This is a genomic window from Pseudomonas izuensis (assembly GCF_009861505.1).
GTDB lineage: Bacteria > Pseudomonadota > Gammaproteobacteria > Pseudomonadales > Pseudomonadaceae > Aquipseudomonas > Aquipseudomonas izuensis.
In genome coordinates this window covers 1-11,414 of record NZ_WTFT01000025.1, presented here as the reverse complement: position 1 = coordinate 11,414, position 11,414 = coordinate 1, and the positions used below count along the sequence as shown (strand labels likewise).

11 protein-coding genes and 1 pseudogene are annotated in these 11,414 nt (G+C 57.7%); 10 read left to right on the top strand and 2 right to left on the bottom strand.

Annotated elements, in window-relative coordinates:
• The 5 genes from GPL81_RS31245 to GPL81_RS20025 form a co-directional block, all read left to right on the top strand.
• On the top strand, positions 1-256 hold a 256-nt coding region (locus tag GPL81_RS31245; protein WP_218585659.1), incomplete at its 5' end, for a hypothetical protein.
• 310 nt (positions 257-566) lie between these two features.
• Positions 567-1,178: an antibiotic biosynthesis monooxygenase gene (locus GPL81_RS20040; RefSeq protein ID WP_160108115.1), complete on the top strand. Its 612-nt coding sequence runs from the start codon at positions 567-569 to the stop codon at positions 1,176-1,178.
• A gap of 9 nt (positions 1,179-1,187) precedes the next feature.
• A complete protein-coding gene (locus GPL81_RS20035) occupies positions 1,188-3,026 on the top strand; it encodes an amidohydrolase (RefSeq protein WP_160108114.1) in 1,839 nt (612 codons plus the stop codon).
• Between the two features lie 85 nt (positions 3,027-3,111).
• Positions 3,112-3,738 (top strand): isochorismate family cysteine hydrolase YcaC, encoded by a 627-nt coding sequence (ycaC, locus tag GPL81_RS20030; RefSeq protein WP_160108113.1) that lies wholly within the window; start codon positions 3,112-3,114, stop codon positions 3,736-3,738.
• 178 nt (positions 3,739-3,916) lie between these two features.
• A complete protein-coding gene (locus GPL81_RS20025; RefSeq protein WP_160108112.1) occupies positions 3,917-4,816 on the top strand; it encodes a LysR family transcriptional regulator in 900 nt (299 codons plus the stop codon).
• 10 nt (positions 4,817-4,826) lie between these two features.
• On the opposite strand, the gene GPL81_RS20020 is transcribed toward GPL81_RS20025, so the two are convergent.
• Positions 4,827-5,021: a hypothetical protein gene (locus GPL81_RS20020; RefSeq protein ID WP_160108111.1), complete on the bottom strand. Its 195-nt coding sequence runs from the start codon at positions 5,019-5,021 to the stop codon at positions 4,827-4,829.
• A 283-nt stretch (positions 5,022-5,304) separates the two neighbouring features.
• Between GPL81_RS20020 and GPL81_RS20015 the strand changes: the two genes are divergently transcribed.
• From GPL81_RS20015 to GPL81_RS19995, 5 genes are all read left to right on the top strand, one after another.
• Positions 5,305-6,231, top strand: coding sequence for a hypothetical protein (locus tag GPL81_RS20015; protein ID WP_160108110.1), 927 nt, complete (start codon positions 5,305-5,307; stop codon positions 6,229-6,231).
• Between the two features lie 61 nt (positions 6,232-6,292).
• Positions 6,293-7,075, top strand: coding sequence for a hypothetical protein (locus tag GPL81_RS31125; RefSeq protein ID WP_178122615.1), 783 nt, complete (start codon positions 6,293-6,295; stop codon positions 7,073-7,075).
• 85 nt (positions 7,076-7,160) lie between these two features.
• Positions 7,161-7,865 carry a M12 family metallopeptidase gene (locus GPL81_RS20005; RefSeq protein WP_218585658.1) on the top strand — a complete coding sequence of 235 codons (705 nt, stop codon included), beginning with the start codon at positions 7,161-7,163 and terminating at the stop codon, positions 7,863-7,865.
• Positions 7,866-7,881: 16 nt separating this feature from the next.
• Positions 7,882-10,362, top strand: coding sequence for a caspase family protein (locus GPL81_RS20000; RefSeq protein WP_160108109.1), 2,481 nt, complete (start codon positions 7,882-7,884; stop codon positions 10,360-10,362).
• Positions 10,362-10,973 (top strand): hypothetical protein, encoded by a 612-nt coding sequence (locus GPL81_RS19995; RefSeq protein ID WP_160108108.1) that lies wholly within the window; start codon positions 10,362-10,364, stop codon positions 10,971-10,973. The genes GPL81_RS20000 and GPL81_RS19995 overlap by 1 nt, the downstream gene beginning before the upstream one ends.
• A 26-nt stretch (positions 10,974-10,999) precedes the next feature.
• On the opposite strand, the pseudogene GPL81_RS32015 reads toward GPL81_RS19995, so the two are convergent.
• A pseudogene (locus GPL81_RS32015) lies at positions 11,000-11,414 on the bottom strand (hypothetical protein); the annotation flags it as partial.

Here is an 11,414-nt window from a genome sequence, read left to right as displayed (position 1 = left end):
CTCCACTCGGCCTCACGAGGGGGCAAGAAAATCAAAAGCCAAAGCAGAGCGAGGCGGCCTGACAGCCGACCTGATTTCGCGGATGAACGCATTCCACTGTAGGAGCGAGCCTGCTCGCGAAAAACGTCCAGACAACGCGGGCATCCAGGCAGTACGCGTTATCGTTGACGTCCTTCGCGAGCAGGCTCGCTCCTACAGGGGATTGCGCACCCACCTCAACCAGGTCGGCTGTCAGGCCGCCTCGGTTTGCTTTTGATCTGGGCGCCCCGTTAAACCACGCTGGCCGAACGCAGGCGAGGCACCGAGTGGTGGGGCAAGAGCCCTTGGTTACTTGGGGCTCTTCCAAGTGACTCGCCGTAAGGGCGAAACCATTAGTGGCCGTGGCCGCAGCAATGGATATGTACACCAACAAAAAATACGTCGCCTGATACAAAGCCTTCGCTGGCAAGCCAGCTCCTACAGGGAATGGGTGAGTGTGCCCTCCCAAAAAGAGCACGTACATCCAATTTTTTCCTCCCCCGCCCCGGCACTATTTCGCTCAACCTGTTTCGCCGGAGCCTTTCGTCATGCCTCAAGTCCATTCCCAGAGCACACCAGCCCCGGGGTTCGATGAAATCGTGACCCTGATCGTCAAACACCGGATCAAGAGCGGTTTTGAAACGACCTATGAAGCCTGGCTGCGCAATATCGTCAAGGTGGCCGGGCAGAGTGAAGGGCACTTGGGGGTGGACGTTGTCCGTGGCAAGCACGCCGGCCTGCAAATGTTTACCTGCGTGCTGCGCTTTTGCTCCACCGAGGCCATGCAGCGCTGGCTCGATTCGCCGCAGCGTCAGGCATTGGTCGATGAAGCCGCGCCGATGCTGGCGGACGGCGACCAGACCGAGGTCAATCCGCTCAACGAATTCTGGTTCGCCCCGCTGGCCGATGCCGCGTCGCCACCACCGCGCTGGAAGCAGGCAGTGGTGACGTTGCTGGTGATTCTGCCGCACACCTTGCTGGTGCCACTGCTCTGGGGGCCGCTGTTGAAGCTCAATGCCTTTCTTTCCAACTACGTGATCGCCACGTTCCTGATCACCCTGACCATCGTGCTGTCGGTGGTGTACGTCTTCATGCCGCGGGCCACGCGCCTGTTCGCGCCGTGGCTGGAAGCCGGCCAGTCCCATTCCACATTGCCTTAAGGAGCCGCGATGAACGCCGATCTGATTTTGTTCAATGGCCAGTTTCATACCGTTGACCGGGAAAATCCGCGCGCCAGCGCCGTGGCCATCCGCGACGGCCGCTTTGTCGCGGTCGGCAACGATGCCCAAGCCATGGCGTTGCGCGGCTCGGGCACGCAGGTGATCGACCTCAAGGGCCGTTGCGTGATTCCCGGCCTCAACGACTCGCACTTGCACCTGATCCGTGGCGGCCTCAATTACAACCTTGAACTGCGTTGGGAAGGCGTGCCATCCCTGGCCGATGCACTGCGCATGCTCAAGGAACAGGCCGATCGCACACCGACGCCGCAGTGGGTTCGGGTGGTGGGGGGTTGGAACGAATTCCAGTTCGCCGAAAAACGCATGCCGACCCTCGAAGAGCTCAATCAGGCTGCACCGGACACCCCGGTGTTCGTCTTGCATCTGTACGACCGCGCACTGCTCAACCGTGCCGCGTTGCGCGTGGCCGGTTATACCCGCGACACGCCGAACCCACCGGGCGGCGAAATCGTTCGCGATGCCAATGGCAACCCCACCGGCATGCTGGTGGCGCGACCCAACGCGATGATTCTGTACTCGACCCTGGCCAAGGGGCCGAAGCTGCCGCTGGAGTATCAGGTCAACTCGACCCGCCAGTTCATGCGCGAACTCAATCGCCTGGGCCTGACCAGCGCCATCGATGCCGGCGGCGGTTTCCAGAATTATCCGGACGATTACCAGGTGATCGAGCAGTTGGCCAAGGATGAGCAACTGACCATCCGTATCGCCTACAACCTGTTCACCCAGAAGCCCAAGGAAGAGCTGACCGACTTCCAGAACTGGACCGGCAGCGTCAAATTGCACCAGGGCGATGATTACCTGCGGCACAACGGCGCCGGGGAAATGCTGGTGTTCTCGGCGGCGGATTTCGAGGACTTCCTCGAACCGCGCCCGGACCTGCCGCAAAGCATGGAAGACGAACTGGAACCGGTGGTGCGCCACCTGGTCGAGCAACGCTGGCCGTTCCGCTTGCACGCCACCTACAACGAATCCATCAGCCGCATGCTCGACGTGTTCGAGAAGGTCAACCGCGACATTCCGTTCAATGGCTTGCCGTGGTTTTTCGATCATGCCGAAACCATCACCCCGCAGAACATCGAGCGGGTGAGGGCGCTGGGTGGCGGTATCGCGATTCAGGATCGCATGGCGTTCCAGGGTGAATATTTTGTCGACCGCTACGGCAAGCAGGCCGCCGAAGCCACGCCGCCAATCAAGCGCATGCTCGCCGAAGGCGTGCCGGTCGGTGCGGGTACCGACGCCACCCGAGTCTCCAGCTACAACCCATGGACCTCGCTGTACTGGATGGTCAGCGGCCGTACCGTCGGCGGTTTGGCGCTTTACGAAGAAGGTTTGCCGCGCACCACGGCGCTGGAGCTGTTCACCCACGGCAGTGCCTGGTTCTCGTCCGAGCAGGGCAAGAAGGGCCAGATCAAGGTCGGGCAACTGGCGGACCTCGCTGCGCTGAGCGCGGACTTTTTCAGTGTCGAGGAAGAAGCCATCAAGTGGATCGAGTCGGTGCTGACCGTGGTCGGCGGCAAGGTCGTATATGCCGCCGGGGATTTCGAGAAGCTGGGACCGGCCAGCGTGCCGGTGCTGCCGGACTGGTCGCCGGTGGTGAAGGTCCCGGGTCACTGGCGGCCGGGCTCGCCGATGCAGGCGCAGGTGCACCAGTGCAGCGGACCTTGCGCGGTGCATTCCCACAGCCACGAGCGGGCACGCCTGTCGAATGCACCGGTCAGCGATTTCGCGGGTTTCTGGGGCGCCTTCGGCTGCTCGTGCTTCGCCTTCTGATCAATACCCATAAGCGCCGGCACCAATACCTTTAGGTGCAGGGTCCGGCGCAGCAACAAACCATCATCCACCAAGGAGTTTTTTCATGAGCAACGTTTCGTACTCTCGCCTGAACAAAGATGACGCCGTTGTGCTGCTGGTCGATCACCAGACCGGCCTGATCTCGCTGGTGCAGGATTTCTCGCCCAACGAATTCAAGAACAACGTGCTGGCCCTGGGTGACATCGCGAAGTTCTTCAAACTGCCGACCATCCTCACCACCAGTTTCGATAAGGGGCCCAACGGTCCGATCGTGCCGGAACTCAAGGCGCAGTTCCCCGACGCACCGTTCATTGCCCGTCCGGGCCAGATCAACGCCTGGGACAACGAAGATTTCGTCAAGGCCGTCAAGGCCACCGGTCGCAAGCAACTGATCATCGCCGGCGTGGTAACGGACGTGTGCGTCGCGTTCCCGACCCTGTCGGCCATTGCCGAAGGTTTTGAAGTGTTCGTGGTGACCGACGCTTCCGGCACCTTCAACACCAGCGTGCAGCAAGCAGCGTGGGCGCGCATGTCGGCCGCCGGTGCTCATCTGCTGAACTGGTTCTCCGTGGCCTGCGAACTGCAAGGCGATTGGCGCAACGACATGGAAGGCCTGGCCAACCTGCTGTCGGAACGCCTGCCGAACTACCGCAACCTGATCAACAGCTACACGACGTTTACGGCCAGGTAAGACCTCCTGTAATCCTTGTGGGAGTGAGCCTGCTCGCGATGGCGGTAGAACAGTCACTGCTAAGGTGTCTGTCCTGCCGCCATCGCGAGCAGGCTCGCTCCCACATTGTTTTGCGCAAGGGGGTTAAAAAGGTGAAAAACCGCTATAGAGTGCCCTGACTGTCACCCAGAGCATGACAATGAACCCCTTCGAAGACATGCGTATTTTTTGCCAGGTCATGGACTCTGGCAGCTTCACGGCGGCCGCCGATCAATTGGGCCTGTCCAAACAGTTCGTCAGCCGACGCTTGATGCAGCTTGAAGAACGGTTGGGTGTGCGGCTGCTCAATCGTTCGACCCGGCGCCTGGACGTCACGCCCCTGGGCCAGAGTTATTACGAATCGGCCCTGCGCCTGCTCGGTGAAGTCGAGCAAGTGGAGCAGGGTATCGCCGGGCAAACCACCGAGCCGCGCGGCACCCTTCGTGTCAGCGCGCCATTGTCGTTTGCGCTGGCGCACCTGGGCAGTCTGCTGCCGGCGTTTTTGCAGCGCTATCGTGACGTCACGGTGGAAGTGGACTTGAGTGATCGCCCGGTGGACTTGCTCGGTGAGGGCTACGACCTGGCCCTGCGCATCGGCTTGCTTGAAGATTCAACGCTGATCGCCCGCCGCCTTGCGTCAATCGAGCGCGTGTATTGCGCGAGCCCGGCTTACCTGGCCGAGCGTGGCACGCCGCTCAAACCGGACGATTTACTCAGCCATGACTGCCTGCCCTATGGCCATGGTCGTCAGGTGCAATGGCGCTTCGCCGGGCAGGGCAAACCGCTGTCCGTCAATGTCACCGGGCGGATGCGGGTCAACAACGGCGAGTTGCTCAAGGACGCGGCGATTGCCGGGATGGGCATTACCTACCTGCCGACCTTTATCGTCGGTTCGGCGCTGAAGGATGGCAGGCTGGTGCAGGTGCTGGAGGCGTTTCGGCCGGAGCCGCTGACGCTGTCGGCGGTGTACCCACAGCATCGTCAGTCGTCACGACCGGTGCAGGCGTTGGTCGAGTTTTTGCGTAAGCGGCTTGATACCGCTCCCTGGCAGGTTCCCTGACGACATCACCTTAGCGGCGGCAAAACTTTGATTCAGCTGCATCAAGCATGCTGATCAATTCCCGTAACTTGTTTTTGTCGACCGCCACGATCTTTTGCCATTCATTTTCGATACCGATGCCCAAAAGGAGCCATTGATTGTTTTTGGTGTCTTGCTCAATCGATACCCAACAGCCTCTACTGGTCTGCAATTGAAATTCCGGCATTTTCTTCTCCTTTGAGTGATCCTGGCCAGAGCCTTTGCCCCCCGGTTTTAAAGGCTGAGGCCCGGATCCAATCTTGCAAAGTCCAGACTTCCGTCTACGCTTCTCGGAAGTTGGTGCGAGCGTGTTGTTACGTGCAGCCATATGCTGTTGGCCAACCGCAGAGTAGTCCTCGCATAGAACTCTTTCAAAGAGTTCCAGTCCGTTTTCCCACCTTTGGCGAACGGTAGATTTACTTCTTTAATCAAGCGGTGCAGGTTTCGACCTTGCGCTTGAAGGAGTAATCATGCGAGTCCATTCAGGGCTTACCCTCGTATTGGCAGCCGTGCTGACGGCAGGTTGCTCTCCCTATCTCTATAAGACCGAAATCACCGGGTTCTCCGATGGGTTGAATCAGCTTGATTCGGCTTATGTTGCGGGGATGAAAAACGTTGCTGGCGATCGGCGTGAAAAGCAGCGATTGAAGTGGACAACGAATCGCGTGCCGCTCGCACTCACCTCTGGCTGCCTATTGTCGACCCCCGCACAAGCCAATGTCGTTGACCCCTGTGGTTTGCTTGAAGTGAACCAAGAGGAAGCCGCGATATCCCCCGAGCAACGGGAGGCGCTTGCGGCAGCGCCGATTCTCGAGGCTTTGCATGACTATGCCGACGCCTTGGCCTCTGTCTCAGATGCAGAGGATCAGAAAACTCTCGATGCAGCTCAGGCCCAGCTCAATACTTCCCTTGATTCATTGGTCAAACTCGAAGCAAAAGCTTCGGGTGCCCCTGTGGGACTGGCTGCTGAGCTTTCTGCTTCGGCAACCCTTGCCTGGCTCAATACTCGGCGTTACCAGGCGCTGAGAACCGGCGTAAACGCAGCCAGGAAACCGGTGCAGACACTTGGTCTTGCCTTGGGTAATGCACTGGACTCCCTTCGAACCGCGAGAGTCAATGAGTTACGTATTGCAGCGGGTCTTTTGGTACGCAAAACAGGCCCCGGTTTGAATGCCGAGAGTTATGCCCGACAGCTGGATGGAGCATCAAACAAAGTCATCGTCATTGAAGGGCTGCGTACCGCAAATCCTACAGATGCTGCGAAGGCCATGATCCAGGCGCACGACAAGTTGGTAAACGCCTTGAATGATGACAATCGCCAGATCAAGGACGTCCTTACCTCAGTGAAGGCTTTCGTCGACCAAGCCAAATCGGTACGCGAGGCCTTTGAAGGCTAGCGGCTGGAAAGCGCGCTGACCCGCTGTGATTGTCGTGCAGTCAAATGATGGGAGATCTGAAATGGCCGAATGGGGCGCGATTGCCTTCGGGATGGTACTGGGGTGGTTCGTCTATTTTACGAACCGCTATCGCAAGGGCGATGCCCAGTTCAGTGATTTGACAGGACTAATCGGGGTGATCGGTGGTGGTGCGATCACCGCGTTGTTCGGAGACGCAAAAACCGAGTTGTTCGGCGCTTATGGCGTTGGATTGGCCGTTGGTTTTTTTACTTACTTTCTAGTTCTGATTTTGATGGTCAGGCAGTCCCAAGGTGCATTCACGGTGGCATGGTTTCTGGACGGTCGGCGCAAGAAACTGGCTGCCGACGAGGAGATCCCTGGCGAGACCCGTCCTACCACGGCGGCGATGTCGATGCAGTTGGGGGCGAATGCACAGCATCCCGCTGCGCTCGCTGCCCCGATAGTTCCTCCGGCAAGGCCCGCCGCCTCGGCGCTCTCAGAGACAGTGCAAGAGCGTGATCGAGCAATGATCGCCATGAACGATGCCATTCGTGATGTGTTGAAGCGAATTGCCAACACCGACAAGGAAGACGAGCGGAATCGGCTATACGAGGCACATGATCAGATGACCGCTAAATACGACGAACTTGTCGCAGTCCGCCTCAAGGACATACTTGAGTCGGAATCCGTGCGCCAGGCACTCGCCAAGTTGCAAGGCGTGACAACGGACCTGGTAGGCACTGCCCGGGAAATGAAAAACACTGCCGATGCGATCTCCACAGCCGCGAAGATCATTGACAAGGCGACCAAAGTCATCGGGTTTCTGAGCGCAATGTTTGCTTGAGTGAGGGGGAGGTCAATCGCAATAAGGGTTGAGAAGTTTCAGTCACTATCGAGCGTCTGAGTGACGCTCCAGCAGGAGGTGAATCATGGCAATCAACGATAAACACTTTTGCACATGCATGGGTGAAGGCATCACCAGCGACGCAGGTCATAATTTACTGGCGGGACACAAGGGAGCCCTGCTGCTGGCATCCAAGTGGGAGGTCGGCACTAGTGTTTCGATACGGTTTCTGGACGGGGATGACCAATTGCAACAACGGGTGAGAGACGTCGCGAGGGAGTGGATGGACGTTGCCAATATCTCACTCAACTTTCAGGAAGGTGGGGCGACCGATATTCGTATTGCGTTCGAGCAAGGGAACGGTTCCTGGTCGTACTTGGGCACGATGTGTCGACAGATTCCGGAACCGCAGCCAACCATGAATTTTGGCTGGCTTACACCTGATTCCGCGGACGATGAATTGCGGCGAGTTGTGTTGCACGAGTTCGGACATGCGCTGGGGTTGATTCACGAACACCAAAATCCCAAGGACGGTGGAATTGATTGGAATACCGATGCGGTGATCCATGATCTTTCTGGGCCACCCAATAATTGGAGCCCCGCTACCATCGAAGAAAACATGTTCAAAAAGTACGAGCAGAATGCACTCCTTATGACGAATGTCGATAAGGAATCGATAATGATGTACCCCATTCCATTGTCATGGACGCTGGATCAAACCTCTGTTGGACTCAACAACACTTTGTCTCCTCTAGATAAAGAGTTAATCGGTCAAGCCTATCCACGGTGACGGAACGGAGGCTCTCATGAGTGCCGACGACTACGCGATTCTGATAGGCATCAATCACTATCCGACACTTGGAGCCGGTGATGTAAGCGCCGACCTTCAGGGTCCGGAAAACGATGTCGATGCGATCAGGGCCTGGCTGATGCAGCCCGACGGAGGCGGGATCAATGATCCGACGCACATATGGGAGTTCAAATCAGCAGCAGCCCTGCCACCCGATACTGCAAGACCAACCGCTGACGAACTGGAGGTTGCCGTTGCGAGAATCGATGCAATTGCTCAAGCGAATGTCGCGCGGCAAAAACCCCCAAGAGTAGGGCGACGGTTATACATATTTGTATCGGGGCACGGCTACTCGCCAAAACCACGGCTTGGTTGTCTATTTTCGGCCAACGCCATGTATCGCTTCACCTACAACGTCCATATCACTGGTTGGTTAAGCTGCTTGCAGGATGCGGCTTACTTTCGAGAGTACGTATTGTGGATGGACTGCTGCATGAACCGTTATTCCTTTCTACCGCCCCGAGATCCGCCGCTACCTCCAGTCAATTCACCTGAACCACCCGGTGCAAACTTCATTGCTTTTGCCGCACAAAGACCGCTCAAAGCGGTGGAAGTACCCATTGCTGAAGATAGCGGCAAATATCATGGTGTTTTCACTTGGGCAATACTCGAAGGTCTCAGGGGCGCAGCCAGTGATGCCAATGGTCGCGTCACCGGTCGTAGTCTCGCCGACTGGATCCGCAATGCGCAGTACGCACGGATGGACCCACTTGATCGCAGTAATAGCGATGTCGCCAAAGAGCCGGAAGTGGTGCAGGAAGATGCCAGCATCGTTTTTGCCCGCGGTTTAGCCAAACCTTTTTATGACGTCAGTGTGGCGTTTGCTTCAAGCGAGGGAGGTTTGGCTCGACTGTGGTCGGGAGTCTCCCCGAGAACCTTTCAAGCAATCGATTTGACCGGCGAAGCTATACAGCTTTCTCTTCAGCCAGGGCTTTACCTGATTGATGTGCCGGGGGCCAACCTGCGACAAGGGTTCGAGGTCGTTGGCTCAACCAAGGTAAGGATTGAAGAGGTGGGGGACCCAGTGACCACGGTGGCTGTCGACACCATTTTTCAACTGGATATCGATCCTGAAGATCCGACCGCAGAAATCTATGTAATCGACAGCCGTTTCGCGCTGGTCGATGCCAATCCGGCCACGCTCTCGACGCCACTCCCGTTCGGTCTTTATAAGATCAAGACGCGAGTGGGCCGAACGATTTCCCAGAAGATCATTCTGCACGACTGCGATCATCCGAAAATACAACGGGCCAGCATTGCGTTACCAGTCGCAACCGTTATGCCTATTAGCGGTACTACCAATGTGCAAGCCGATCATGAAGCGGCCAAAATCGAGGGTGTGAACGCCATGCACGCGCTCGGGCTGTCTGGGCATCGATGTGCTCTGATGTTGATGGCGCGCTCCTTTAGCTGTCAGTACGAACCTGTGTCAGGGACCACACCCTGGAGCGGGTTGAGTATCGTCGATGAGTCAGGGGAAACCGTTATCGACCTGGAACACGACGCCGATCACCTTCAAAGTTGCCCTGGCGATCCCTATGCGGTTTGTGTAAGGGCCGTTGAACCGGGCACTTATTTTCTCAAACAAACCCTGGCCGATGGCAGTGTCATCGAGCAAAGCCTGGTTGTTTGCGATTCGTGGGGACTTGAAGTTTATGTTCTGCGACGGGTACGAAAAGAGGATGGGTCAGTGGATGCGCGACCGCGCCTGTCGTTCATGATGCGTAAATTGACGCAACCTCCCGACTTTGCCATGGACCAACTCACTGAAACAGTACGCCTGGCTCTTGCCGATGAGCGGCGTATCCTCAATGAAGAACTGGAAAGGGTGTTGCTGGTCGAGTGCGAGAATCCCATTGCGGGGATCATAGCTGGACATCTTTTGCTGATAGAGCGCGAGCGTGACCCAGGTCGTGACGTCAGCCTGCTCGATACGCTAGTGAGAAAGCTGCGACTACTGATCGGCAATCAACATCCAGACGTGAAAGCGCTTGCGTTGCAGTGTTCCGATCCCAAGTTGAGACGTGTGGGGGCGGTGCTTGCGCCACCCATGTTTCAACGCAGCTGGGCATTGCTCGTTGAGGCGTCACGGCGACGCAGGCAGTTGGTTCCTGGCGAGATGTGGGAACGAGTGCAGGCGGTCGCGACCCTGGCACCATTTCTGATCTGGTCGACGGATGAAGGGGTGAGATCTCAGGTTCGAGGTGATCTCACCAAAGTTATCTCTGCTGATCATCAGGCTCGGTTGCAAGATCCTGCCTCGGAGAGGGCAGAGTACATACAACAGTACATGCAACAGCGCATAGGACTGATGCCGAAGGAAGCGAGTTTGAACCTTGGCAAGAGCAGGAGAGACCTTCATCTCAAGTTGAACAGGCTCGGGATCCCCTGGGTGGGTTTGGCAGCTCTCCGTCAAAAGGAGAGCGGGGAGAGTTGATGCGAGACGATGACGCATACAACCGTGCGGGTTACGGCAAGGTTTGTGTAGCGCCGGGTGTGACGCTGTCCTTCCAACGGTTTATACGGCCGGCGACTGACATGATCGAGCATACGCCGACAAGCCTGGGAGCGCTGCCGGTGGCCATTGATTCACAGGGAGTTTTGATTCTTCCATTGGCTGATGATGAGAGTTTCTGGATCGGATTGATGGTCTACCAGGCCCCGGAGTCTATTTTGGTAGAGGTCGCAGCGGAAATAGAAGGGGGCGAAACAGTCGATGTGCTCTGTGCAAGCCCTTGGCATCCTGATCGGCACTGCACGACGAACCTGTTGGAGACTCCCCGAATTGCCGGCATTCGGCGATCGGATGGCAAGCTGGATGTGTTTTCTCGTCAAACCCTGAATGACGGGCGCCGGCCCTGTGTCCGTCTTCGCTTCTATTTGCGGCGCACGCCATCAGATAAGTCAGAAGGGGAATCGGTTGATACCGATTGGCATATCACGCTGCTGCGTCTCGTCAGTTACGCGACTTTTGAAGCTGAAACTGGTTTGCCTGAGCCTGCTCCCCTTGACCCAACCGCGGGTTATCAAGGGTGGCGGTTACCATGAACAGAACCGCCACCCAATTGATGGTTTCAGTTCGCGCGTTTGTCGTCACCCGGTTCGCCGCCGGCGTGAACGCCGTGATCGTCTCCCGGTTCACCTGCCGTATGCATTCCGCGGTCATCGCCCACTTCGCCAGCACGATGAGCCCCACGGTCATCACCCACTTCGCCGGCGCGATGAGCACCGCGGTCATCGCCCACTTCGCCCGCACGATGAACGCCGTGATCGTCACCGACTTCACCGGCATGAACCCCATGATCGTCACCCGGCTCGGCATGGTCGCTGCTGCGTCCGGAGTTTGAAGCGGTGCCGCCGGAGTGCCCCTGGCCATGATCGCTGCCACTGTGACCACTGCCGCTTCCACCGCCATTGCCGCTTCCGCCGCCGCCACCGCCACCACCACCGTCCTTCGCGTGGGCACTCGACACATCGGACAGACTGTCC